This window comes from Priestia sp. LL-8, assembly GCF_036227845.1.
GTDB lineage: Bacteria > Bacillota > Bacilli > Bacillales > Bacillaceae_H > Priestia > Priestia zanthoxyli.
In genome coordinates, this window is sequence record NZ_JAZAQH010000001.1 from 1,076,242 (window position 1) to 1,102,454 (window position 26,213).

At 38.1% G+C, this 26,213-nt stretch carries 22 protein-coding genes, 1 pseudogene and 1 riboswitch; of the genes and pseudogenes, 17 read left to right on the plus strand and 6 right to left on the minus strand.

Going from position 1 to position 26,213, the window contains the following annotated elements; all coding sequences use genetic code 11:
* Nucleotides 1-147 precede the first annotated feature (147 nt).
* The 12 genes from U9R83_RS05490 to U9R83_RS05545 all read left to right on the plus strand — a co-directional run bounded on the left by U9R83_RS05490 (nucleotide 148) and on the right by U9R83_RS05545 (nucleotide 15,123).
* The gene (locus U9R83_RS05490) at nucleotides 148-2,085 is read left to right on the plus strand and encodes an asparagine synthase-related protein (RefSeq protein WP_328575104.1); all 1,938 of its coding nucleotides are present in this window, start codon (nucleotides 148-150) and stop codon (nucleotides 2,083-2,085) included.
* Nucleotides 2,086-2,099: 14 nt separating this feature from the next.
* Nucleotides 2,100-2,225, plus strand: coding sequence for a paeninodin family lasso peptide (locus tag U9R83_RS05495; protein WP_014461234.1), 126 nt, complete (start codon nucleotides 2,100-2,102; stop codon nucleotides 2,223-2,225).
* Between the two features lie 93 nt (nucleotides 2,226-2,318).
* Nucleotides 2,319-3,251 (plus strand): aldolase, encoded by a 933-nt coding sequence (locus U9R83_RS05500; RefSeq protein WP_328575105.1) that lies wholly within the window; start codon nucleotides 2,319-2,321, stop codon nucleotides 3,249-3,251.
* Complete coding sequence (locus tag U9R83_RS05505) at nucleotides 3,244-3,543, plus strand: lasso peptide biosynthesis PqqD family chaperone (RefSeq protein ID WP_328575106.1); 300 nt, start codon at nucleotides 3,244-3,246, stop codon at nucleotides 3,541-3,543. The genes U9R83_RS05500 and U9R83_RS05505 overlap by 8 nt, the downstream gene beginning before the upstream one ends.
* A gap of 43 nt (nucleotides 3,544-3,586) precedes the next feature.
* Complete coding sequence (locus tag U9R83_RS05510) at nucleotides 3,587-4,066, plus strand: lasso peptide biosynthesis B2 protein (RefSeq protein WP_328575107.1); 480 nt, start codon at nucleotides 3,587-3,589, stop codon at nucleotides 4,064-4,066.
* A complete protein-coding gene (locus tag U9R83_RS05515; protein ID WP_328575108.1) occupies nucleotides 4,063-5,235 on the plus strand; it encodes a nucleotidyltransferase domain-containing protein in 1,173 nt (390 codons plus the stop codon). The genes U9R83_RS05510 and U9R83_RS05515 overlap by 4 nt, the downstream gene beginning before the upstream one ends.
* A gap of 93 nt (nucleotides 5,236-5,328) precedes the next feature.
* Complete coding sequence (locus U9R83_RS05520; protein ID WP_328575109.1) at nucleotides 5,329-7,104, plus strand: ABC transporter ATP-binding protein; 1,776 nt, start codon at nucleotides 5,329-5,331, stop codon at nucleotides 7,102-7,104.
* A gap of 154 nt (nucleotides 7,105-7,258) precedes the next feature.
* Nucleotides 7,259-7,618 carry a helix-turn-helix domain-containing protein gene (locus tag U9R83_RS05525; RefSeq protein ID WP_328575110.1) on the plus strand — a complete coding sequence of 120 codons (360 nt, stop codon included), beginning with the start codon at nucleotides 7,259-7,261 and terminating at the stop codon, nucleotides 7,616-7,618.
* 327 nt (nucleotides 7,619-7,945) lie between these two features.
* Nucleotides 7,946-10,495: an EAL domain-containing protein gene (locus U9R83_RS05530; protein ID WP_328575111.1), complete on the plus strand. Its 2,550-nt coding sequence runs from the start codon at nucleotides 7,946-7,948 to the stop codon at nucleotides 10,493-10,495.
* Nucleotides 10,496-10,534: 39 nt separating this feature from the next.
* Complete coding sequence (gene folE / locus U9R83_RS05535) at nucleotides 10,535-11,179, plus strand: GTP cyclohydrolase I FolE (RefSeq protein ID WP_014461227.1); 645 nt, start codon at nucleotides 10,535-10,537, stop codon at nucleotides 11,177-11,179.
* A 48-nt stretch (nucleotides 11,180-11,227) separates the two neighbouring features.
* On the plus strand, nucleotides 11,228-12,157 hold the full coding sequence (locus tag U9R83_RS05540) for an NAD(P)/FAD-dependent oxidoreductase (RefSeq protein ID WP_014461226.1): 930 nt from the start codon (nucleotides 11,228-11,230) through the stop codon (nucleotides 12,155-12,157).
* A 521-nt stretch (nucleotides 12,158-12,678) separates the two neighbouring features.
* Nucleotides 12,679-15,123, plus strand: coding sequence for a sensor domain-containing protein (locus tag U9R83_RS05545; protein ID WP_328575112.1), 2,445 nt, complete (start codon nucleotides 12,679-12,681; stop codon nucleotides 15,121-15,123).
* Between the two features lie 34 nt (nucleotides 15,124-15,157).
* Here the strand turns inward: U9R83_RS05545 and U9R83_RS05550 are convergent, their stop codons facing one another.
* A complete protein-coding gene (locus tag U9R83_RS05550) occupies nucleotides 15,158-16,660 on the minus strand; it encodes a glycosyltransferase family 2 protein (protein WP_328575113.1) in 1,503 nt (500 codons plus the stop codon).
* Between the two features lie 23 nt (nucleotides 16,661-16,683).
* Nucleotides 16,684-16,768: riboswitch (cyclic di-GMP riboswitch) on the minus strand.
* Nucleotides 16,769-17,167: 399 nt separating this feature from the next.
* Here U9R83_RS05550 and pgsB point away from each other — a divergent pair.
* From pgsB to U9R83_RS05575, 5 genes are read left to right on the plus strand one after another with little or no spacing between them, the layout of a single operon-like run.
* Nucleotides 17,168-18,355 (plus strand): poly-gamma-glutamate synthase PgsB, encoded by a 1,188-nt coding sequence (pgsB, locus tag U9R83_RS05555; RefSeq protein WP_014461221.1) that lies wholly within the window; start codon nucleotides 17,168-17,170, stop codon nucleotides 18,353-18,355.
* 11 nt (nucleotides 18,356-18,366) lie between these two features.
* Nucleotides 18,367-18,819 (plus strand): poly-gamma-glutamate biosynthesis protein PgsC, encoded by a 453-nt coding sequence (gene pgsC, locus U9R83_RS05560; RefSeq protein ID WP_014461220.1) that lies wholly within the window; start codon nucleotides 18,367-18,369, stop codon nucleotides 18,817-18,819.
* Between the two features lie 9 nt (nucleotides 18,820-18,828).
* Nucleotides 18,829-19,989, plus strand: coding sequence for a CapA family protein (locus tag U9R83_RS05565; protein ID WP_098999265.1), 1,161 nt, complete (start codon nucleotides 18,829-18,831; stop codon nucleotides 19,987-19,989).
* The gene (ggt, locus tag U9R83_RS05570) at nucleotides 19,990-21,639 is read left to right on the plus strand and encodes a gamma-glutamyltransferase (protein ID WP_328575114.1); all 1,650 of its coding nucleotides are present in this window, start codon (nucleotides 19,990-19,992) and stop codon (nucleotides 21,637-21,639) included.
* Between the two features lie 23 nt (nucleotides 21,640-21,662).
* The gene (locus U9R83_RS05575) at nucleotides 21,663-22,085 is read left to right on the plus strand and encodes a peptidoglycan-binding protein (protein ID WP_014461217.1); all 423 of its coding nucleotides are present in this window, start codon (nucleotides 21,663-21,665) and stop codon (nucleotides 22,083-22,085) included.
* Nucleotides 22,086-22,131: 46 nt separating this feature from the next.
* On the opposite strand, the pseudogene U9R83_RS05580 reads toward U9R83_RS05575, so the two are convergent.
* From U9R83_RS05580 to U9R83_RS05600, 5 genes and pseudogenes are all read right to left on the minus strand, one after another.
* Nucleotides 22,132-22,245 (minus strand): annotated as a pseudogene (locus U9R83_RS05580) (flagellin); the annotation flags it as partial.
* Nucleotides 22,246-22,591: 346 nt separating this feature from the next.
* Nucleotides 22,592-23,365 (minus strand): flagellin N-terminal helical domain-containing protein, encoded by a 774-nt coding sequence (locus U9R83_RS05585; protein WP_154989413.1) that lies wholly within the window; start codon nucleotides 23,363-23,365, stop codon nucleotides 22,592-22,594.
* A gap of 230 nt (nucleotides 23,366-23,595) precedes the next feature.
* Entirely contained in the window at nucleotides 23,596-24,237 is a 642-nt protein-coding gene (gene pcp / locus U9R83_RS05590; protein ID WP_328575115.1) for a pyroglutamyl-peptidase I, read from the minus strand.
* 14 nt (nucleotides 24,238-24,251) lie between these two features.
* The gene (locus U9R83_RS05595; protein WP_328575116.1) at nucleotides 24,252-25,217 is read right to left on the minus strand and encodes a DUF979 domain-containing protein; all 966 of its coding nucleotides are present in this window, start codon (nucleotides 25,215-25,217) and stop codon (nucleotides 24,252-24,254) included.
* A complete protein-coding gene (locus U9R83_RS05600; RefSeq protein WP_016766474.1) occupies nucleotides 25,218-25,922 on the minus strand; it encodes a DUF969 domain-containing protein in 705 nt (234 codons plus the stop codon).
* Nucleotides 25,923-26,213: the final 291 nt, after the last annotated feature.

The window sequence follows — 26,213 nt, forward strand, 5'->3', positions numbered from 1 at the left end:
TTGTTCTCTATAATAGTCATTACTTGGTGATTATTTAGTAAAAAAGAATTAAAAACAAAGTTTGATTAGATATATATGACAAATAACAGGGTATAGTGGTTATCTTTGTTCTTAATAAAGAACAAGGAAGTCGTGAGAGGAGAAAATATGAGTGCAATAGCTGGAATTTACCATTTCAATAACAATCCCGTATCTCATGAAGAGGTAGCTAACGTTCTTCAAGCTTTATCCAAATATCCAGCTGATGACATACAGGTATGGAAAAAAGAAAGTGTTGCACTTTTGAGCCATACTCAATGGATTACGCCAGAATCTGTTGGAGAAAAATTACCTTATTATGACTACGAGAAGCAATTAGCTATTACCGCAGATGCGATTATTGATAATCGTGAAGAATTAGTAGATCAGTTGCAAATCAAGGATATCTATAAAACGAAAATTACAGATAGTGAATTGATTTTGCTTGCGTATCATAAATGGGGAGAAGAAGCTCCGAAATTTCTAGTGGGAGACTTTGCTTTTGTCATTTGGGATGAGAAACAGCAAAAGTTATTTGGAGCAAGGGATTTTTCAGGAAACCGTACTCTATATTTTTTCAAAAATGCTACAAGCATGGCTTTTTGCACCGCTATTAATCCGTTATTTTCGCTACCTTATATAAAAAAATCTTTAAATGAAGAGTGGCTTGCAGAATTTTTAGCCATTCCAATAACATTTGAGTCAACGGATGCTGCATCAACTGTTTATAAAGAAATTCAACAAATACCGCCTTCTCATTCAATAACCATTTGTCATAATCGGCTTGAAGTGAAAAGGTATTGTATAGTGCGAGAAGAGAAAAAGCTGAAACTAAAATCAAACGAAGAGTACGAAGAAGCATTTCGCGATGTATTTCAGCAAGCCGTGGATTCTAAGCTTAGAACCCGATTACAGGTCGGCGCTCACTTAAGCGGAGGATTGGATTCAGGATCAGTAGCTGGTTTTGCTTCTAAATCTCTTTATAAAGAAAACAAAAAATTACATACATTTAGCTATATCCCAATAAATGAGTTTGAGGATTGGTCCCCTAAAAGCAGAGTGGCAAATGAAAAGCCCTTTATCAAATCAACTGTCAATTACATAGGTAATATAGAAGATAATTACTTTGATTTTGAAGAAAAAAGTCCTTTTTCCGAAATTGATGAATGGCTTGAAATATTAGAAACACCTTACAAGTTCTTTGAAAACAGCTTTTGGCTTAAAGGTATTTATGAACAAGCCTCTAAAAAAGGAGTAGGAGTTTTACTAAATGGGCAGAGGGGGAATTGGACAATTTCCTGGGGGCCAGCGCTAGATTATCAGGCACAGCTTTTAAAGAAGGGAAATCTAGCTAAATTCTTGCGAGAGCTACGTTTGTATAGCAGGAATTTAGGAGTAGGAAGATCTCGTGTTCTTCCAATAGTAGCGAAAAAAGCTTTTCCAAGGTTGCATTCGCTCATCTCATCAAGGCAGGGTACACCATATCCACCTATCATTAATCCTGACTTTGCCCAGAGATTTGATGTATATGCCAGACTAAAAGAACATGACATCAATATGGATGGCTTACTTACTAAAAGTGCTTATGAAATAAAGAAAACACAGTTTTTACAGCCATATTACTGGAGTATTAACGGTACATATACAACAAAGCTTTCTTTATATCATTCTTTATGGGATCGTGATCCGACAAACGATTTAAGAGTTATTCGTTTTTGTTTATCAGTTCCTGAAACGCAGTTTGTTCAAAATGGTCAAGATAGATCTCTGATTAGAAGAGCAACTAAGAATGTTCTTCCGGACGATATAAGGCTTAATCAAAGAACAAGGGGCTTGCAAGGAGCCGATGGCATTCAGCGTATGATACCAGAATGGAATTTGTTTATAAATGAAATGGAAAAAGTAACAAACTCTGATTTTATAGCTGAATATTTTGATGTGAACTTAATAAAGGCCGCTTTGGCAAATTTAAGGGACAATCCTAAACCGGAATCTGTATTCAGCACTGACTTTAAGCTGTTAATGCGAAGCTTAATAGTATATCGATTTATAAATAAGTTTCTTTGAAGGGGGGTGAAACTATGAAAAAAGAATGGAAAAAGCCAGTACTAGAAGTACTTGATGTAAATATGACGATGGCCGGTCCAGGAACTAGTATTCCTGATGCGGTACAGCCAGATCCAGACGAAACAGTTCACTACAGCTAATTTGAATAAATGATTATAGACAACAATTGCCCTGATACACATTAAGTTGTATGAGGGCTTTTCAAAAAATTAATAACATCTGGAGTGAAATTAATGATTAGTATCAAAAAAAAATATACTTACGATGCTTTTGGGCTAAATATTTTGAGTGAGCTGTCTTTGCCAGAATTAAATCGTCCAGTTTTTCCAGGTGATCATATAGACGTTTCTATTAAACTTTCAGACTTATCAATAGACAAAATTGAATTAGATCAAAAAAACGGCTTCACGGTCCGAAGTCATTACGTAGCCTTTGAAGTTCCCAGTCTAGCTATTTTTTCTATAAAGAACGGAAAAGAAATTGTAGTAGCACCCCTTAATGACTTTGATGAAGCTAAGGCGAGGCTATATATACTGGGAACTTGTATGGGAGTCATTTTAATGCAGCAGCAAACTTTGCCTCTCCACGGCAGTGCAATAGCTATAGATGGAAGAGCTTATGCTATTGTTGGCAACTCTGGAGCTGGAAAGTCTACCTTGGCGTCAGCTTTTATTCAGAAAGGATATAAGCTTATAAGCGATGACGTAATTCCTGTCACCTTTTCAAATGAGCGTATTCCGATGGTTCAACCAACGTATCCGCAGCAAAAGCTGTGGGAAGAAAGCTTAAACGAGTTCGGGATTGATTCCAGAAAATATAATCCTTTGTTTGAAAGAGAAACAAAATATTCAGTGCCCGTAAAAGACAGTTTTTATAATCAACCAATTCCTTTAGCTGGCATCTTTGAGCTTGTAAAAGGGAGCGGGGAATCTGTAGAAATTCGTCAAACAAACGGCTTAGAGGGCTTTCGGATTTTACTTCACCATACGTTTCGAGGTTCACTCTTACAAAGGCTGGGATTAAAGGAGTGGCATTTCATTTATTCTTCAGAGATTCTTAAAAGCGTAAATACGTTTCAAGTAACGCGATCTTCTTCTATCTTTACGCCGTATGAGTCGGTATCCAAAATACTAAATATAGTGAAAGAAGGGAATTTAATTGACTAAATCAGAGCAGATTCTACCTAAGCATGTTGTAACACAGAGTGAGGGAAATATCGTAAGTGATATGGGAAATGAGAAAGTTATGCTAAATATTGAAAACGGTAAGTACTACAACCTAGGTGAAATTGGAGGAGACATCTGGGAAAGTATTAGTAAACCCACACAAGTAAACGAATTAGTGAATCATATTGTAAAAAAGTACGATGTTCAAACGGATAAATGTAAAGAAGAAGTTATTTCATTTTTAGAGAACATGTATCAAGAAAATTTGATTGAGCTGGTTGTGGAAGGATAAATTTTCATGTGTATTTTATATGAATAATATTGGAGTAGCTGTGATGAAATTGATAAAAAAAGCTAAACATTTTTTATGCTTAGATACCAGTCAAAAGCTTCTGTTACTAGAAGCCTTTTATTATCTTGCTTACGGAAGAATACTTAAAGCACTGCCATTTTCAAAGGTTACTCCTATGTTAGGGGAGCATATGAAAGAGAGTAGCATGGATGAAGATAGCTATGAAACTAAAACGTTAAGGCATGTTTCAAAAGCTATCTATCAAATGAGCAGGTACACTTTTTGGGAAAGCCAATGTCTTGTGAAAGCCTTCGCAGGTATGAAGATGCTAGAAAGGCGCCGTATTGAAAGTACGCTGTATTTAGGTACAGGAAAAGATGAAAACGGAAACTTTATTGCACATGCCTGGCTGCGAAGCGGCTCAACATACGTAACAGGATCAGAGGGAATGGAAAGGTTTACAGTCGTAGGGAACTTCTCTAAAACCTTGAATAATAAAGGGAATCGAAAGGAAAAACGATGATAGACAAACAACCAATAATTGATACAAGTCAGTCCAAAGAGCTTCATTTTTTATTGACGCTGTTAAGAGAAGAGAACACATCTGAAGAAATCATACCCTTAAAAGAGCTTGATTGGAATCATTTTCTTGAGCTAGTAAAGCATCATCGAGTTTGTCCGTTAATTTATATAAGGTTAAAAGATAAGTCGGATGCTGTTCCATCGCACGTTATAGAAGTGCTGCTTCAAGAATATAAAAAAAATACCTTTAAGATGCTTCAGTTGAGTGGAGAAATGGAAGCACTAGATAAGGTCTTCAATGAAAATAATATTGAAACTTTGTTTTTAAAAGGGCCGCCGATTGCTAATGATCTTTTTGGAGATATTTCTCTTCGAATGTCCAAAGATCTGGATATTTTAGTGAGAGAGGAAGAACTGGAAAAAGCAGAAAATATTCTTCTCAGCCTAGGCTATGAAAAGGAAGAAATACCAACTGTATTAAATGAAATAAAATGGCGCCATCACCACATTGCCTATTATCATCCAGAAAAAAAGATTCAGGTTGAAGTTCATTGGCGGCTGCACCCTCGTTCAATGAAAAGAACGAGGTTTGAAGAACTGTGGAACGGAAAAAGAGAAAGTCAATTAACCAAGCATCCTATATCTTTTATGGGTACAGAGGATTTGCTGCTGTATTTAATTTCTCATGGGGCTCGTCACGGTTGGTTTCGTCTGCGTTGGTTAAAAGATATCGACCAAATGGTAAGGAACAAAGATATCAACTATGTGCGTTTTAAGGCACTGGCAATCAGGCATCAGCAGAAGCACTTAGTAGGACAGGCATTTCAATTATCTACTCTGTTTTTTCAAACGCCGGTACATGAAGAGATTCAGGATATTGTAAATACAAGGAGAGCCAATCGATTAGCGGACAAAGCAATCCCTTATATAAAGGAAATGGTTCAATTACATGTGCATCCTCAGCCGAAAAATCTAGAAAAGTCCTATAAAAACTATTTATTCTCGATAAAAACCAAACGACAAAAATGTAAATTTTTCATTATTTCATTTTATCCCAACCCTCTAGACGAACGAACCTTTAGGCTGCCGAAAAGTTTGTATTTTTTATATTTCTTACTAAGACCACTTTTGTGGTCGTGGAGAAAACTGAAGAAGCCAGTGTTATTTTAAACTTTTCTTGTGAAATGGTTAGCATATGTGAATTAAGCGCGGGTGGGATAGATATTTTATAGGTCAAACTGATAGGAGGCAGAAGAACGTATATTGGAACCGTTACTGTATTATATTAAGAAACTGCATTCTTCAGCAGGGAAAATTATATATTTTAATGTTTTTGGTATGGCCATTGCTAGTTTAATGGAGGGATTCGGCATCTTGCTGATTATCCCGTTGTTAAGCATTGGTGGAGTAATAGAAGCAAATACTGCGTCTAGCAAGCTCAGTCAGCTGTTTAATTTCCTTACCGCATTGCCGTCGTCTTTGTATTTACCGTTAATCTTGTGCATGTATGTAGTAATTATTATTGGGCAGAATCTCCTGCAGAGAAGCTTAGCTATTCGAGATGTTAAGATTAGAGAAAAATTCAGCAGAGACTTAAGAATTGAAATTTACAGCTTGCTGCTGCACTCGAAGTGGGCGTTATTTTTAAAAAAACGAAAGTCAACGCTTATTAATCTATTAACTTCGGAGCTGGCACGTGTGATAGGCGGTATTAATTTTGCTCTTCAGCTGCTGTCTAATACTATTTTTATGATTATACAATTAGCTATTGCCCTGTGGCTGTCTGTCAAAATGACTCTTTTTATCGTGCTGTTTGGTTTGATACTAGGGTATCTTTCAAGAAAGTTCGTACAAAAATCTAGACACTTAGGACGTAGAACCTCTCAATTAGGGGAAGACTACATGGCTGGAATCACAGATCAGCTTAGTGGCATTAAAGATATTAAGAGTAATAAATTAGAATACAGCTATATTGATTGGCTGCGTTCTTTAACCTCAAGAATGAATGCAGAACAAATTGAATATGTAAAACTTAAGTCAAGCTCTCAGCTAGTATATAAAGTGAGTGCGGCTCTTCTCGTTGCAGTATTTATATTTATATCTGTAAAAGCTTTTCATGCTCAAGGCGAGCAGCTTTTTTTAATTATTCTTATCTTTTCTCGGTTATGGCCGAGATTTATTGCGATTCAATCAAATTTTGAACAAATAGCAGCTACTCTTCCCGCTTGTCAGGCTGTTAAGAAGCTCATAGAGGACTGCTCTAAAGAACAAGAATTCAAGCAAGCAGACGCGCTTTCGCCAATTACAGAGACGCAAATAGAGTGTAAAGACGTTTATTTCCGCTACAAAAAAGACAGTTATACGTTAAAAGATATTAACTTGACTATTCTTCCTAACCAAATGACCGCTATTGTAGGTCCTTCTGGAGCTGGAAAAAGTACGCTTATTGACTTATTAATGGGACTGAACTCTCCTGAAAGAGGCGAGGTGCTTGTAAATGGTCACCCGCTTAAAGATGAACTCCTACTGTCTTTAAGACAAGCCATCAGCTATGTACCTCAAGACTCGTTCTTATTTAACACTACCGTAAGAGAGAATTTACTGACGGTGAATGCACAAGCTAGTGAAAGAGAATTATGGGAAGCATTAGAATTTGCGATGGCAGATCAGTTTGTAGGAAATTTGCCTCAGGGTCTAGATACTGTTATCGGAGATAGAGGAATGAAGATATCGGGCGGAGAACGTCAAAGGCTTGTTTTGGCAAGAGCAATTCTAAAAAAACCAGCTCTTCTCATTTTAGATGAGGCTACAAGCGCCTTAGATACTAATAATGAGAATAAAATTAAAGAGTCAATTGACCGGTTAAAAGGGAAAGTAACGATTGTTGTTGTAGCTCACAGGCTGTCCACTATACAAGCTGCGGATCAGGTTCTTGTGTTGGAAGAAGGAAAAGTGATTCAAAAAGGGAGCTTTAATCAGCTGGCCTTTGAAGAAGGCGCGTTTCATAAATTATTAGAAGGACAATTTCAAACTGTTTAATAAAGGTAAGCGCTCTTAATTTATCAGCATAATCTATTTGATGTTTAACTCACAATAAAATAAAGGCGCAATATTATTAAAAATTTCACTTATAACTATTAACGGTGTTCCTTAAGCTAAATCTACATTTTAATAAGGAGAGTGCTTAATAATAATGATTGGTCGTCGTGTAAAAGAAATAAGAATGCAAAAAAAGCTGTCGCTTTCACAGCTTGCCGAACGTGCTGACATTGCTAAATCTTACTTAAGCAATATAGAACGTGGTATTTGTATTAATCCAACAATTGATGTAGTTGAAAAGCTGGCTCAGGCCCTTAAAGTGCACCCAGCTGTTCTTTTAAGCTGGGAAATAAAAGAGCTGGGTTCTGAGAGTATGGATGATTCTTTCAGCTGTATAAAAAGCCATATCAGTACTTTAGACAGCTTACAGCTTAAGGAACTAAGAGATTCTATTGATATCGTCGTCTGGAAAAGAGAAAAAGTTCCTTTAAGTGACTTAGGTAATTTAATATAAGTGTGTTAAAAAGAAGATAGTGTCACGATACCTTTGCAGCTTAAAAGAAAGTTGATCTTACGAAAAAGACAAATTTTATCCATTGATATTTTTGAAAAAACAGATAGAATATTATAAGAATATAAAATTATTCTATCTGTGTAAATAAAAGTTTTTATATTGAATTATTTTACATATGTTTTTTGAGAGTAACCAACCGCATCGGTTGGTTTTTTGCATGAGTTGATTATTTTGTGAAAATTAAAATAAATATACCGCTACACGAAGAAATTTATTATATATTTAAAAATATAAGAGCGTTTTGGTACCAATGGGAGGCCAGCACTTGTGTCTATAAAGAAAAAAATATCGCTATTCTTTACTTTGCTAGTGTTGTGTATTTTACTGGCGAATAACACTTTGCATTACATTAGATCTAAAAATAGATTAATAGATTTTAATCAAAAAGAAATTACTCTTGTAACGGAAGAAATTGCATACGAGGTAGAAAACTCTAAAAATAGCGCTTTGTATATGGAAGATAGAATGGCACAGGAATTAAGAACAGCTTCAATTGCTATACAGCGTTCTCTGCCTTCTAAATATCAGGATATAAGTAATGAGCAGCTTAAGGAGTTAGCAAAGCAGCTCAGGGTATCTCATATTACATTATTAGCTCCTAGCGGAGATGACATTATTGGTGTGAGGTCGTCAGACTCAAAAGAAATTAATATGTCTACTAAAGAATGGGGATATTGGTACACGTCTTTTCAAGAGCTTCTGGCTAATAGACCGGTCACTACAAAAAAAGGTATGGCTCTGCCCAACTTTTGGAGTGGTCCAATTGAAGTAGCTTCTAGTAATCCAAAGCATGTTGATAAATGGGGATATTATTATGATGGTTCGACTAACTATATTATTAACCCATATTTTCGTGATAAGAATGTAATAGATATTGAAAAGCAGTTTGGCCCTACTAATGTTATGAATCGCTTTACGAAGAGTTTAGAGGGTGTTCTTGAATTAACAGTGTTTAATCCCAATAATTTTGGGAAACAAAATCAAAGCGTCTATTTGAATGGAAATAGATACGTGAAAATGAAAGATCAGCCAATTTGGTATGGAACATATACATATCAAAATACGAATCGCGATAAAACATTTATTAAAAATGCCTTGAAAACAGGAATGTCGCAAAGCTATCTTTCAGAAATCAACAAGAAAAAAGTACTGAAAACATTTGTACCAATCAAGGAAGAAAAATCTGCTTCCTACGTCATAGGGGTCGTCTATGATTATGATTTGATTGAAACAGAGCTTCATGATGAATTAGTGAAGCATCTGCTTTTATCTCTGCCTTTTATCACCCTTGTACTGATCGTCAGCATTATCTTTTCTACGTCTATTACACGCCCTATTAAAAATTTGGTGGAGCACGTGAATTATATTGCAAAAGGGAATTTCGGTGAACTATCGACTGTAAGAAGAAGGGATGAACTGGGAGGTCTTATCGAAAATATTAATCATTTATCACATTTCTTGAAAACGTATTTGGATGATTTGAAAAGCAGTCAAGAAGAAAGTGAATTTCATGCGTATCACGATTTTTTAACAGGACTGCCTAATAGAAGGTATTTCAAGGAAGAACTCAATAAGCGTTTAATGGAATCTGAGCAAAAATCAATTAAACATGTAGCTGTACTGTTTATGGATATAGATCGGTTTAAAGACATTAATGATACGTTGGGGCATTCAAAAGGCGACCAGCTGATACAGCTTGTAGCGAATAGAATTAAAGCTTGCCTGCCTCCATACAATAGCTTTTTGACAAGGCAGGGGGGAGATGAATTTGTAGTTTTATTCAGTGATTTTCCACCTGTAGAGGTCGAAAAGCTGGCCAGGAAAATTATTTTAGATGTTCAGCAGCCTTGCTATATCGAAAGTGATGAAATAGTTGTAAGTATAAGCAGCGGTTTAAGTTTTTATCCAGAGCATTCTGAAAATCTGGATACACTCATTACGTATGCTGACATGGCGATGTATGCTGCTAAAAGACAAGGTGGGAACAAAGTCGTGACCTACCATCAGCTATTAAATAAAGAACAAACTGAAAAAATGCAAATTGAAAAACGTTTGCGTAAAGCTATTCAAAAAGAAACAATTGAGGTATACTACCAGCCGAAAGTAGATGCTAGACATAATACGGTAACAGGAGTAGAGGCTCTTGTTCGCTGGCATGATGAAGAGCTTGGATTTGTTTCGCCTGAGGTATTTATTGGTATAGCGGAAGAGGCGGGTTTGATTCATTCCTTATGGGGAAGTGTGATGAACATAGCCTGCTGTCAAATCAGCAAGTGGAATAAAATGTTCAATCAAGAATTAACATTGGCAATGAACTTTTCACCACGCCAGTTTCAGGACTCTTCTTTACTAGTTCATGAGGTTAAGGGGGCTCTCTCCTTGTATAACCTTAACCCAGGAAGCTTTGAAATGGAAATCACTGAAAGCACACTGCTTATTAACACTCAGGAAACAATTAAAGCTTTACATGAACTAAAAGAATATGGTATATCAATTTCTATCGACGATTTTGGTACAGGTTACTCTTCGTTGAGTTATTTGAAAAATTTACCTATAAATTGTTTGAAAATCGATCGATCTTTTATTATGGATATGAACGAAGATGACAGCAACCGTAAGATTATACAAGCAATTATCAGCTTATCTGAAAGCTTAAATTTAAATGTAATTGCAGAAGGCGTCGAGCTAGACTACCAAAAAGATTTTCTACTTAAAAATGGCTGTGTGCATATGCAAGGATACTTATTTAGTCGACCGCTATGCGCAAAAGGCTTTGAATCATTTTTTTGTAGCGGCGATGATCAAAGTATCGATTGAGATAGAAAATTAATTAAACAGGAAAGAGGAAATAGAAACATGGCACTTAGTACACAAAATTTAATTGCTCAAAAATTTTTAGAAACAGTAGGAACAGACTCAACTGAAATAGATAAAAAAATAGATCAAGCTGACACATTTATGAATGCGGTGAAAGAACTGATTGATTTATGCGGAGATAATCCGGAAAGAGACGGTCTTGAAGAGACGCCGTACCGCGTGTTAAAGGCATTTTTGGAATACACGGAAGGCTACCGAGAAGACCCGAAAGCTCATTTGGAAAAAACATTCGATGTAAATCACAACGAACTGGTATTAATACGAGATATCGAGTTTCACTCAATGTGTGAACATCACTTTGCGCCGTTCTTTGGCGTTGCCCACGTTGGGTATATACCGGATAAAAAAATTACAGGTCTATCTAAAATCGCTCGTACGGTAGAAGGATATGCAAAGAGATTTCAAGTTCAAGAACGTCTAACCAATGAGATTGCAGATGCAATCGAAGAAGTGTTAGAGCCGAAAGGAGTTATGGTGATTATTGAAGCGAAGCATATGTGCATGTGCGGAAGAGGAATTAAAAAATCTTCAGCTTCTACAGCCACTTCATCCGTTCGAGGAACATTTATGGAAAAACCAGAAGTTCGAGGAGAATTTTTATCTCTTTTACAGCGACAAATGTAAAGAAACAAAAAGCCATATAAGCTGAGAGGCAGAAGCGAGGTGAGCTGTATGCAACATGTTGACGTACTGATTATTGGCGGAGGACCCGCTGGTATCTCTGCTGCCGTGTGGTGTAAGAGGCTAGGCGTTGAGTGCTTGCTTCTTGAAGAGCAGGCACAGTTAGGCGGACAGCTGTTTACGATTTATAATGAGATTATTGATTATCCCGGAATACAAGCGGAAAATGGAATTGAGATGCAGCGTAAAATGGTTCAGCATTTTATCGATATGGACTGCTTATATGAAGCGAATACAAAAGTAATTTCTATTGACGAACGTTCTAAAACAGTAAAAGTAAAGCAGCAGGAAACAGAAAAAGAAATTGGCTATACGTATCTTATTTTAGCAACGGGTTCTAGTCAGCGAAAGCTCGGAGTGCCGGGTGAACAGCGAATGATTGACCGAGGAGAAGTATATTCAGCTTCAGCAGACGGAGAGGGGTTAAAAGGTAAAACAGTGGCTATTATTGGGGGAGGAGACCGGGCTTTTGAAGGAGCACATCTTTTAGCATCAAAAGCAAAGCAAGTATATTTGATTCATCGCTCTACGCATTTTAAAGCAAGAGAGCAATACGTTAAAAAAGTTCTTTCCGACCCCGGTGTTAAAGTAATGACAGATACCGAAGTGACGGCTATCCACGGAAAGCATCACGTCACATCGATCGATTTAAAAAGTAAAAACAGTGAATGTAAAAACCTATCAGTAGACGCAGTGCTGATCAGACTAGGCGTAGCGCCCAATGTTGAACTCATTAAAGAAAAAGTCACCACTACGCAAAGCGGACTCATCGTCATTAATGAAGTGCATCAAAGCAGCAACCCAGCTATTTATGCCATTGGAGACGCGTGCACGACTCCCTTGTTTTCTAGTATCAGCTCTTCAGCAGGTCAAGGAGCGATTGTAGCCAAGCATGTATCGAGCCTTTTGAAAAAGTCATAATATAAAAAAGCATCTATCAAATCGATAGATGCTTTTTTACGTAACATAATAAAAGAAACATAGCAGAAGTACGTTCACAGGCAGACAAATCGTTTGGAAAAAAGCAATGTAGTTTTTAGGTGCAGCGCTGATTCTTTTTACTAGAATACACTCGGTGATGAAATTAAAAAGAACGATGATGCAAGACACCATTATATACGCCCAGACGTTCTGCTGAAACAAACGAGTAAAAAGAGGCGAGAAAAGAAGTAGAAAAGTAGCGGTTTGAAAAGAGCCTCTAGAAAATAAATCATGTTTTTTAGCACTGTAAGTCAAATAATCCCTCCTTTACATGTTTTATTTTACCAAACAAAAAAGCCTTAAAAAATACCTTTGGCTATCTTTTCCTGATATGTTCCTCATTTCGGGAAAATAAAGTAAAATATATGTCAAATATAGCTTATAATAATATAAAAGAAATAGATAAAAGGAGGCAGCATGAGACCTTGCCAGATAAAAACACGGAGAAGGAGCAGTCGATCATGATCATGAAACATCTTGATCGTTTGAATACACAGCTTTTAAAAGAATACAGTGAAGGTATTTTTTTTATCAACTGTGAAGGAGATATCATGTTTAGCAACGAAGCAGCCTTCAAGCTAACAGGAAACGAACACAAACAAAAAAGCCAGGAGCTGACAGCTCTTATACATAAATCGAAACAACAGCAGGCACAAGATCTTTTTCAACGTGCTTTAAAAGGGGAAAAAGTTCAGTTTTCGACGACAATTGATCACAAAATGAAAAAAGAATTTCACTTATATATTACTCTTATCCCTATTGTCGTAAATGAGCAAGTAGTGGGTGTCTATGCCGTATGCCGAGATGATTCAAAAGAACAAGAGCGCTCTAATCACATTTCTCAATTAGAAACACATTTGAAAATGGAGCAAAAGCTTGCGAATGTAGGAAGCTGGTATTACGATGTGACGGAAGATAAAAGCTATTGGTCACCTCAGCTGTATAATATTTACGGATTAAACACTAATCAGCTCTTTACTCCTTCTTTTAAAGACGTTCTTCAATTTATTAATGACTGTGATCAAAAAAGGTTAGAAAAAGCCGTTATGGAGGCACTTTCAACCGGGGACAGCTATAAAATTGAATACGTGCTGATGCGGCCGAGCGGTGAAGAACGTACGGTGTTTGAACAAGCGGATGCAGTAGCAGACGAGCAAGGAAACGTTATACAGCTGATTGGTGTTGTTCATGATATTACAGAATCAAAAGTGATTACGAATGAATTAAAGCAAAAAGAACAGCAGTTTCAAACAATTTATAATAATTTGGACGCTGGAATATGGTCCGTTGATGTGCAAAGTAATAAAGCAATTGTATGCTCAAAAGGGGTTAGCAACATTTACGGAGAAGACGCTGCTAGATTTTTTGGGAACAGGGATCTATGGGAAAGCTTTATTCACCCGGAAGATAAACCAGCTGTTGCAAAAGCGCAGTATCAATTAGAAAAAGGAAAAACAATTCGCCAGCAGTATCGGATCTACACAAAAGCGGGAGAGATGAAATGGCTAAAAGATCGATGTATTCCGACGCTTGACGAGAACGGTAAGCTAGTGCGCATAGATGGCATTATTGAAGATATCACCGCAGAAAAAAAGTATATGGATCAAATTGAATATCTTGCGACTCATGATTATGTGACGAACTTACCGAATCGAAGAAAGTTTGAAAGAGAATTAAAAACCTTCATTCGACAGATGAAAAAAGATAGAGGTTCATTAGCGGTCTTTCATCTAGGGCTGAATCGTTTTAAACAGATTAACGATACATTAGGCCATGACGTAGGCGATCGCTTGCTGCAGCGTATTGCCAGTCGTTTAAAAAAATTCGTGACGCCCCGTGTGATGCTAGCCAGAGTAGGAGAAGACGAGCTTGCGATTTGTTTTTTATCTCTGGCACATATAAATGAGTGCCAAAAGCTAGCTGCTGCTCTTTTTCAAGAAATCGAAAAAGAAATTACTGTTGACGACTTTTCTCTCTACGTCACAGCCAGTATAGGAATCAGTATTTACCCGCATGACGGTGAAGATGTGAAAACCTTATTGATGAATGCTAACTTTGCTATGCGCCGTGCAAAAGAAATGGGGCGAAGCGACTGGCAGCTCTATTCTCCGTTAATGGACAGCGAGACGTATAAAAGCTATCATCTGGAAAAAGGACTGCGCAATGCACTTCTGCAAGATGAGTTTTTTATTGAATATCAGCCAAAGGTTCATACAAACAGCAGAGAGATTGATAGTATTGAAGCGTTAATTCGCTGGAATCATCCAGAATGGGGACGCGTATCACCAGAAGACTTTATTCCATTAGCGGAAGAAACTCATTTAATTATTGAACTCGGCGACTGGGTAATCGAGCGTGTCTGCAAGCAGCTGCAGCAGTGGAGGAGTCAAGGGTTACAAACCGTGCCTGTGTCGATTAACGTCTCGTCTAAACATTTGCTGAAACGGGGATTCGTAGAGCACGTTCAACGAACGCTAGCCCGTTACAACATCGATCCTTCATTTATAGAATTTGAAGTAACGGAAAGCTCGATTATTCAGTATGAAGAACACGTAAAAAAAGTCATGGACGAATTAAAAAAATTTGGTGTAACGTTTGCTTTAGATGATTTTGGCACCGGCTTTTCTTCGTTATCACATTTAAAAGACTTTGAATTTAACACGTTAAAAATCGATAAAACGTTTATTCAACACGCGACTGATAAAGGAAAGCAGCAGGATATTACAAAAAGCATTTTGTACTTAGCTCATGCTCTTAACATGAAAGTTATCGCAGAAGGTGTTGAAACAAAAGAGCAGCTCGCCTTTTTACAAAAGCACAAATGTTCTTTTATTCAGGGCTATATCGTCAGTCAGCCGGATAGTCATCAAAAAATCGCCGAATATTTAAAGAAACGATTTCTATAAAAAAAGTGATGTCTCCGTCGAGACATCACTTTTTTTACGCTTGAATAGGTTTTCGAAGCGTCCAAATTTGGTAAAACATATAAAGAGACTGATAGATGGTCAAATACGTCAGCAAAATCCAGCCGTTCATTAAGTACGGATAAATGGCTTGCTGTACAGAAGGGCTCGTTAAGTAATCACGGAAGTAAATGCACAGGACAACAATCATTCCTGTAAACGCAAAGCCCGTTAAAATCCCTTGCCCTAATTTACTCCGCGTTTTTCCGTTTTCTGCGTTGTATTGATTTGCCCAGCCGTCTTTTTTGTTAGCGGCAAGTCTCTCCAGCCATACTTGACTAAACGTAATTAAATTCACCCACAGATAAATCTCCGGACTAATCAAAAGACCGGCCAGTATTACATCAATCGGCCTGTGCATCGGCGTTTTGACAGCGAGCATAATATTTAACACAGAAGCTAACGCAATTGGAATGATCCAAAGCCACGACCAGTAAAATTGATCGGTCGCAAGCGCAGCCGATAACAATAAAATAAACAGCAGGCGAATAAGTAAATCACACAGCGTTTTAACCTGTGAACGCCACAGCTTTCCTTTATGCTTGGTTCTAACGTCTAAGTTTCCGTTTGTCAGTAAATCGACGGTTCCAGACTTCCATTTATTACGCTGTTCACGGTACGTGTGATAGCTTCTCATCGAATCCACAAAGCAGCGAGCGCCTGGACTGATTAACGTTTTCCAATTGGACTTTTGCAGCTGCCACGTCAGAAGCATATCTTCAACGTCGCTGTCATTTTGCCAAGGACCGTCAAGCTTATTTTCTTCTACTATATTTTGAAGCGCTTCAGGGCGAAACAGCGTAGCCTGACCCCCAAGTACGTACGTGCTTCCGCCGTGATACTGAAGATCTAACAGCCAGCTTGCCATATCCTGCTTTTGCTGATGTGTCCACCACCGGGCTATCGGTCCGCCGTACTCGCCGCTTGCAAGCTTTTCCTCGTAATGGACATCATCTTTTGACAATGAGCTTTTCTTTTTAGGCATTCTCATCGTATATTTTGCCATCACGCCGCCGATGTTTCGCGACGTCATTAAATCTTCCCATAAATTAATGAGTGCTTTCGGGGCTAAGCGGCTGTCTGCGTCCATCCCTAAAATCGCTTTAATCGACTCTTTATACAGCTGCTGATATTTCGTCAGCGTCGTATTATATAAATCCAGTGTATCTCCATATATCTTTTTCCAAGCCGTATTTAACGCGCCGACTTTTCGTTGTTTATTGCCTTCAGTGACCAGTACTTTTACATTTAAATCAAATTCATCTCCAGCCAGCTCCGCTTTTTCTTTTGTGCGGTCCGTACAGTTATCTGCAATCACAAACACATCGAGCTCCACGTTATTGGGAAGAAGCTGATCGCCTAATCCTGCCAAGCAGTCGCGAATTGATTTTTCTTCATTGTGCGCCGGAATAAAAGCCACGATGCGCGGCCTCATATACGAAGCTCCAATACTTCCAGTAACAACACGCTGATTGTTCATTTTTTTCTTTACCTCCTGATGTATCAGGAAACCCGGCCGTCCTAGTCCTGTGACCTTAGACCCGAGGTTTTGCGTCCCAGCCTTTCAACTGGTTTGCCCTTGTCTGTACAAGTATCAAATTGTTTTTTAAAAAGAACATAAAAGATAAAAAAGAAACTTTATAATGAATATTATTTTATATTTTACCATATAAATAGTTTTTTTTACCTATAAAAGTATAACAATATTCGACTGATTTTTTATTTGTTTTAGGTTTTTGAGACTATAGATGAAGTGGTTTGCTTAAGGATCGTCAGGTGCCGTAATAGCAGGAGATTCAAAGAGGTATAATTACTAGTAAATAACATAAATTACATTTAATTCTCTTATTGATAAACTTAGCTAGGTATGATTAACTATAAAAGTTAAGTAAAAAATTTGAAATATAGGGCGAAATTATAATTATTTTTATGGTCGAAGCTTCCTATTAAAACAAAAGCTAGTCGAAATAAGGAGGAAACAATCGAAATGGTGCTTAGTATTGTCTTAATCTGTTTGTTTTTAGTCTTTGCTTACGGAGCATGGGAACAGGTTAAACATCAAAAAAATATCGATTCTATTCCGGTGAGAATAAATATTAATGGCATTCGCGGAAAATCGACAGTTACTAGATTGATAACTGGAATCGTAACAGAAGCTGGATATAAAACTATTGGAAAGACTACGGGAACTTCAGCCAGGATGATTTATTGGTTTACAGATGAAGAGAAGCCAATTGTCAGACGACCTGAAGGGCCAAATATCGGAGAACAGAGACGCGTTGTAAAAGAAGCGGCCAAACTTGAAGCTGAAGCATTAGTCAGTGAATGTATGGCAGTGAATCCTGATTATCAAATTACTTTCCAAGAAAAAATGCTTCAGGCAAATATTGGAGTTATTGTAAATGTATTAGAGGATCATATGGATGTTATGGGACCAACACTAGACGAAGTAGCAGAAGCGTTTCTACCAACGATTCCTTATAAGGGGCATTTAATTACAATAGATGGTCCGTATCTTGAGTATTTCAAAACAGCAGCTGCAAAAAGAAGAACAAAGGTAATCGTAGCAGATAATTCAAAAGTTACGGATGAGTTTTTAAGGAAATTTGATTATATGGTATTTCCAGATAATGCGTCGCTTGCGTTAGCGGTAGCAGAAGCATTAGATATTCCTGAAGAAGTTGCTTTTAGAGGAATGTTGAATGCTCATCCTGATCCCGGTGCAATGAGAATTACCCAGTTTGGTGATCCTAAAGCGCCTGCATTTTTGGTAAATGGATTTGCTGCAAACGATGCTGCTTCAACATTGAGAATTTGGGAAAGAGTAGGAGAAGTTGGGTATTCAGTAGATTCGCCAATTGTAATTATGAATTGCCGCCCTGATCGTGTTGATCGTACAGAGCAGTTTGCGCGAGATGTTTTACCATATATTAATACCGACATTTTAGTGTTGATTGGGGAAACAACAAGTCCTATTATGGATGCCTATAATGAAGGGATAATTCCAGCAAAAGAAATTTGGAATCTTGAAGGTCATAGTACAGAAGAGATAATCAATAAACTAAGACCTGAGTTACATAATCGAATGATTTACGGAGTAGGAAATATTCACGGTGCTGCTGAGCCGTTAATTGAAGCAATGAAGAATTATGAACATATTGAGGAAGTTGTCTAGGAGGAAAGTGCATGTTTGGCTCGGATTTATATGTAGCGTTGGTATTAGGGGTTATTTTAAGTTTAATCTTTACAGAAAAAACAGGGATTATTCCTGCAGGGCTAGTTGTGCCAGGTTATATTGGCTTAATTTTTGATCAGCCGGTTTTTTTAGTTATGGTATTAATTATTAGTCTATTAACCTATGTCATTGTAAAACACGGAATTGGAAGGTTTGTGATTTTGTACGGTCGTCGAAAATTTGCTGCTATGTTAGTAGTGGGAATTTCACTGAAACTAATATTCGATTACTTCTATCCTGTTATGCCTTTTGAAATCTATGAGTTTCGCGGTATAGGGATCATTGTTCCTGGCTTAATTGCAAATACGATTCAAAAGCAAGGGTTGGCAATGACGATGGGAAGCACGCTTTTAATCAGCGGTGCTACATTCAGCTTAATGTTTGTATACAACTTTTTTATTTAGGGTGATTTGATGGATAGGAAATTGGATTTTAAAGAAAAGTTACTAAAATTTATAAAATCAACAAAAAAGAATACAGATAAACATGTATGGATTACACTGGCCATTTTGGTAGTTTTCATGTACGGAGCTATTTGGATCAGTAAGCCAAGTGAAGCAGTAGAAAACAATACCAAAGATGATTCATTAGTAACAGCAACAATGGTTGGAGACATTATGCTCGGACGCAATGTTGAAAAGGTAACAAATCGTCAGGGACAAGACTATCTATTTCGTGATGTAGAATCTTATTTTAAAAACTCAGATTACTCTACGGCAAACTTTGATCATCCAGTAACAGCGAATGACGAATATCCAGCGCAGGATAAACCCATTGTATTACGAACTGATGAGCAGTCTGTAAAGACCTTGAAGAATCTTAATCTTTCCGTCTTGAATGCAGCAAACAGTCATTCTATGGATTACCTTGAGCAAGGATTAAATGATACGGTGAAGGCATTTAACCAGTCTAAAATGGACTTTGTAGGAATGGGGAGAAATCTCGAAGAAGCTAGCAACATTAACTATCAAACGGTTAATGGAATTAAAATAGCTACCCTAGGTTTTACGGATACATATACTGCTTATTCAGCTGCGAATGACAATGATCCGGGAATTCTTCCTGCTAAACCAGAAATCTTTATTCCGCTTATTCAAGAAGCAAAAGAAAAAGCTAATTTAGTTGTCGTGCATGCGCACTGGGGAGAAGAGTACGACACAACGCCTTCTCCTAGACAAAAAGGATTGGCAAAAGCAATGGCAGATGCGGGAGCTGATATTATTCTAGGTCATCATCCGCACGTGCTGCAGCCGATTGATACGTACAAAAATACTGTGATTTTTTACAGCTTAGGAAATTTTGTATTTGATCAAGGGTGGTCAGCATCACGAGAAAGTGCGCTCGTGCAGTATAAGTTGAAGAAGGATGGCACAGCTAGATTTGAAGTTACACCCTTACTCATTAAAGAAGCTACGCCTACGCTTTTAAGTAAGTGGGACGCGTATTACAAAGAAAAAATCTTTAAACGTTTGACTAAAACTTCTTCAAGTGCTCTTGCTATCAAAGAGGAAAACAACAAGTTAGTCTTTACGGTCGACCACTCTAGAGTAGTAAAAAAGGGGTTAGCTGAATAAATGAAGCGAAAATGGATTTACTGGTTGATATTCCTCATAGCTATCGCAGCTGGAGGGTATGCTGTTTTACAGCAATTTAATAGTCAAACAGATAATAAACTATATAAAAAAATTAATAAATTCGAGTCTAGCCAAGCAATTAAGAATGGCTCTGGTGAGTATGGCGTAAGTTCTTCAAATTCAATTGCTGTCGAAGTTGGAACAGATGTTTTAGAAAATGGAGGGAACGCAGTAGATGCTGCTATTGCTGTTTCGTATGCTTTAGGTGTTGTAGAGCCTTACGGATCAGGTATTGGAGGAGGGGGCGGGATGCTCATTCTTCCTGGCAATCAATCAGACAAGCCTACCTTCTTTGATTACCGAGAAACAAGTCCAATTTCAACTGAAGGTTCTGAAAAAGAGATAGGTGTCCCTGGGTTCGTAAAAGGAATGGAAGTCATTCATGAAAAATATGGAAGTGAAAACATGGACCAATTAATCGACCCAGCTATTAAGCTAGCTAACGATGGTTTTCCAGTTGGTCAGCAGCTTTCAGAGCGTCTAAAAGGTGCGCAGTACCGCCTATCAGAAGCGGAAATTCCTAATTTCTTCCCTAGAAACAAGCCGATTGAAGAAGGTAAAACGCTCAAGCAGCCTGAACTTGCCGAAACGCTTGAGCTCATTAAAGAAAAAGGTTCAGACGTCTTCTATAATGGCGAACTTGCCGAAGAAATAGCAGAGGACGTGCCAGGAATACAAAAAGAAGATTTAGAAAAGTATTCTGTGAAAGAAAGAGAACCTGTTCACGGAGAATTTGCCGGCTATGACGTTATTTCTGCGCCTCCTCCATTTTCTGGGGTTACGCTGATACAATCCTTGCAAATGGCTGAAATGTTAAATATTCAAAAGACAGAACAAGATACGGCGCTTTTTACACATGTTATTTCTGAAATTACTAATAGAGCGAATAGTGATCGCGTGGCTCATATTGGAGACCCAGCTTTTTCTGATATAGATGATGAAGCGTTAACGTCAAAAGAATATTCAAGGAAGCTTGCACAAGACCTCTCGTTAAATAAGCTATCTGATAAGTATAAGCTTGAAGGCGATGATCTTGAAGAAGAACATATTAGTACGACGCATTTTGTTGTAACAGATAAAGAAGGAACGGTTGTATCCGTTACAAATACACTCAGCAACTTTTTTGGTTCAGGAGAAAATGTAGAGGGATTTTTCCTTAATAACAATTTGAACAACTTTAATAACACAAAGACTTCTCTTAATTATTACGAGCCTGATAAGCGTTCACGAACGTTTACGGCACCTACTATCCTTAAAAAAGATGACGAGGTTATCGGGATTGGAACGCCTGGAGGAAGCAGAATACCTATGATGCTTACGGAAGTTTTGGTTCGCCACCTTTTATTTAAGGATTCTTTACAGGATGCAATTGATGCACCAAGGTTTTCAATAGAGAATAACCATCTGTATACCGAGTTTCAATATCCTACGAGTGTAAGAGAAGAACTAGAAGGAATGGGATATGACGTGAAGGAGAAGAGCTCTGCTATTTACTACGGCGGTATACAAGCGATTGTTATTGATCAAAAAAACAATCGTATTTACGGAGCAGCAGACCCTAGAAGACAAGGAACTTGGAAAGTTAAATAATTATGTATTTAAAGGAGAGTACCATGACTATTGTAAGAAATCTTATGAAAATATTTGTTCCTATTATTATCGTGGCAGGATTCTTTTTTATTATGTCTAACTTCAAACATACACAAACATTAAGCAGTGCTGAAGAAAAAAGAATTAAAGAATACGCAAGCCTTATGCAGCAGGCTAAAGCTAAAGAAGAAGATAAAACTCAAATTCTATCGCTTAGCAGTGTAGCAGCTCTTGGCAAAGGTTCAGCAGGAGAAGAAGTAAAAGCGGTTCAAAAATCTTTAGGGCTTAATCCAGACGGTTACTTTGGTCTAGAAACAGAGCAAGCCGTAAAAGAATTTCAAGTAAAACAAGGTTATACGGCAGATGGAGTAGTGGGTCCTCAAACGTGGGATGCGCTAGTAAATACGAGTAAAGATACTGCGGCATCTACTAGTAATAGCTTATAACATTTATATAAAAAAGCGAGCTTTCTTAGGAAAGCTCGCTTTTTTATTAACGTAGTAATTGAAGTACGCCTTGTGGCTGCTGGTTAGCTTGACTTAGCATAGCTTGAGAAGCTTGAGATAGAATTGAATTCTTTGTTTGTTCCATCATTTCTTTCGCCATCGTGCGAACATTTGCTTTCACAAATGACTAGACTATATCTTCACCCTCTAAAAAAGCAGGGGCCGGGCACTTCGGATATTAATATACGGAACGGCATATTAAATACCTACGGATTTCATCGTCATAGCACACATTGCCTTAGACGGTTTATCCTAGTCGTTGAACTGTCTCCAGAGTTTCCTCACAGGAGCTTAGCTGCTGATTGCCCAATCTTTTCTTTTTTAAAACCGTTACGTCTGTCGTTTCCAACTACGCTGTGGTAAGAAAAGCTCTCAGGGGTTTCCAGCAATTCACCCGGTTATACTCACTAGCCGTTACCAGCTAGGACGACTGTGCTTTTTGCTGCTTACGCTGCTAAAGCATAATCTACGTCGCGAATTCTTGATTCAGACGCTGTTAGGTTTTCAGATGATGTACTTAGGTTATTAATAGTATGATCCAAACGGTTTTGAGTGGCACCTAGTCCGGAACGCTGCTCTGACACTTGGTTAATAGCACCATCAATAATAGCTAATTGATCATCAAATGATGTAGCAGTAAAATCTTTAACGTTAATGCTATTAACAAAAGCATCCGCTGCACCGTCTGAATCAGTATCTGCTCCTAAAGCTCCAGCACTCATATCTCCAATTTTTAGATTTACCTGCTGTCCTGCGTTTGCTCCAACTTGAAGCGTAAGATCCAGACTGCCATCCAACAGGTTTCGGCCGTTAAATTGTGCTCGGTCAGAAATTCCTTTGCTGTCAGCTTCTCCACCAATTTCTTCAATTAATGAACCGATTTCATCTTGAATAGCATCTAGATCTTCAGTTTTGTTTGTACCGTTGCCAGCTTGAACTACTAATTCACGCATACGCTGAAGGATGTCATGTGTTTCATTTAAAGCACCTTCTGCAGTTTGAATTAACGAAACACCATCTTGAGCGTTGCGAGAAGCTTGATCTAACCCGCGGATTTGTCCACGCATTTTCTCCGAGATAGCTAGTCCAGCTGCATCATCAGAAGCACTGTTAATACGCTGACCTGAAGATAACTTCTCCATTGATTTTGCCTGAGCGTTATTCGCATTGTTAAACTGGCGGTACGTGTTTAAAGCTGTAATATTGTGATTAATTCTCATTTTCCTTACCTCCGTATAATGGTTTTACTTCTTGGTTTACATCCCTGTATACAAGAAGTGTCCCGTTTTAAAATGGGATAAAAGTAATTGAACATCCTTGGAAAATATGTTCATACTATATATCGACTGAGAGAGAAGGTTGTTTATAGCTTTTATTAATTTATTTAATGAAAAATTTGTATGTATATAAAAAGAAAAACCAGCTCTCTACATGAGCTGGTTTTTTAGTATTAATGAGTAGCGCCGCCTGAAACTAAAATATCATCTTCCGTTACAATTGTAGTTTTTATGATAGAAAGCAGTCCTTTCACAATCAAATCCAGAGCCATACTTGCTTTCCCTGAATGATGCACAGCCTGTTCAGGAAGATAAGGAATATGCACGAACCCGCCTTTAATCGAACAATTTTGAATCATGTTCATCAGCCCGTAAAATACGTGGTTACAGACAAACGTTCCAGCAGTTTGAGAAACGCTGCTTGGAATGCGTGCTTGGCGCAGGTTTTCGACAGCTGCTTTGATGGGCAGTGTCGAAAAGTATGCGGCAGGTCCGTTTACGATAATAGGGCGATCAATGGGCTGCTGGCCAATGTTGTCAGGAATCCGCGCGTCGTCCACATTAATAGCAACGCGTTCGACCGTAATTCCTTCTCGACCGCCTGCTTGCCCAACGCAAATGACAATAGAAGGGCTAATTTCTTCTATATACGTATGAAGCTTTGCAATTGATTCGCCAAACACAGTAGGAAGAGGCTTAGCGATAATGTGATAATCTTCGACAGCTACGCCGTCTAAGGCTTTGACAGCTTCTAAAGACGGGTTAATACTTTCACCTTCAAACGGTTCAAAGCCGGTTAGTAATACAGTTGTCATTCTACTAGTCTCCTTTAAAAGTGATATACAAGGTAGTACATTAATAGTGTATTAACAACAAAAACGGATAGCGCAATCGGCACTTGAGCTTTAATTACGGCATTTTTGTCTTTTAATTCAAGCAGCATGGCAGGTACGATATTAAAGTTAGCTGCCATTGGCGTTAACAGCGTGCCGCAGTAGCCAGCAAACATGCCAAGAGCTGCCATAATGGCTGGGTTTCCTCCGTGCATATGTACAATCAGCGGAAGACCAATACCTCCCGTAATAACGGCAAACGCCGCGAAGGCATTTCCCATTACAATTGTAAATAGCAGCATTCCCAAGCAGTAAGCAAGCACAGCAACAAATGCATAGTTAGTCGGCAGCACATCACTTACAATATCCGAAACGACTGTGCCAACGCCTGATTTTGAAAAGATGCCGCCAAGCGCTGCCAGCATTTGCGGTAAAATAACCGCCCAGCCCACTGCTTGAAGCAAGCGGCTTCCTTCTTTAACAGGCACGTCCATTTTTGCTTTGGTGACGCCCATTGAAGCGATAAACGCAATAACAGCTGCAATTGCTAATGAAATTAACGTGACTTTTTCTGGGTCAATTAATGCCCAGTTTGCAAACTTGATCTTGCCAAACAGAAGGGTACCGATAATCGTAAAAATAGGAATAAATAAAGCCGGTAAAAAGATTTTGTTTTTTAATCGCTGCGCGTGAGCCACACGTTCTTCAGCTGGTGTTTCAGCTTCATTCGATTTAGTGACACGGTTAAATGAAGCAAGCAGCACCATAATAATAACTAAACACCCTACATAAAAAGGTGGAATCACGTTGCCAAATAAAAACGTAATGGAAAACAGTGCCCAAAATAATGAAGATCCTAAACGGTTAGGATGGTTATGATCGCGTGCGATTCGAATCGCGATAAAAGCGACAATAATACCGAGTAAGTAGTAAATCGTATCAAGCGTCAGAATGCTTTTCATTTAGCTCGCCTCCGTCTTGGAAGATGATGTTGGTTTGTGCTTCGTCATTTTTTTGTGAATTCTTCGGTCTAACTGACGGAAGCGAATGGCACTGATCAGCAGAGCTGCGATGGCTGTGGGAATTCCCCAAAGCGCCATATCCCAGACGTCAACATGAATGCCTACGGAGTCGAAGAATCCTTTCATTAAAAGAATTCCACCCGTAGCGATAAAGATATCTTCGCCGAAAAACCAGCCCGTATTTTCAGCTGCCGCGGCATGAGCGCGAATATCTTCTTTTACTTTAGGCGGAAGCTCTCCGTATTTTGCACGAGCAGCGCCTTCAGACATAGGTGCGACTAACGGACGCACAGACTGAGCATGTCCTCCAATATTTAATCCAACTGCGGCTGAGATTTCACGGATAAAAAGATATATAAGTAAAACATTTCCAGAAGAAGCGTTTTTCGCTTTTTTAATCAGTACTTCCGCTTGTTCTTTTAACCCGTATTTTTCTAACACGCCAAAGATAGGAAGAGTAAGTAAAATAGCCATAGACATATAGCGGTTATCTACAAAAAATTGGCCGAACATTGTAATTACTTCATGAAGTGACAAACCTGACACAAGGCCAGTCACGATGCCTGCAACAGTTACCACGAGCAGCGTGTTTAAACGAAATAAAAATCCCACTGCCACTAGCAAAACCCCAATTAATTTCAACATAAAAAATCCCCCTTGATTATGTATAAATCGTGCTGCAAATTCACCTCCATTGTTTTTCTGAAAAAACAAAGACGTCTTGAGTATAAACAATTCTGAAAATTAAAACAAGATACTTAAGGCATAAAATAGTTTGATTAGTGAACAAAAGCATAAAAGGAAGATTTATACGTAATATTCATGGGGATATAAATAGAAGAAAGGTTCTCCAAAACAGTCTTAGGGAGAATTTTTTAAGTTAATGTGCTGAAAACACCTCTCCTAAAATACCAAAAAAGGTGTAATAGAGAGGAA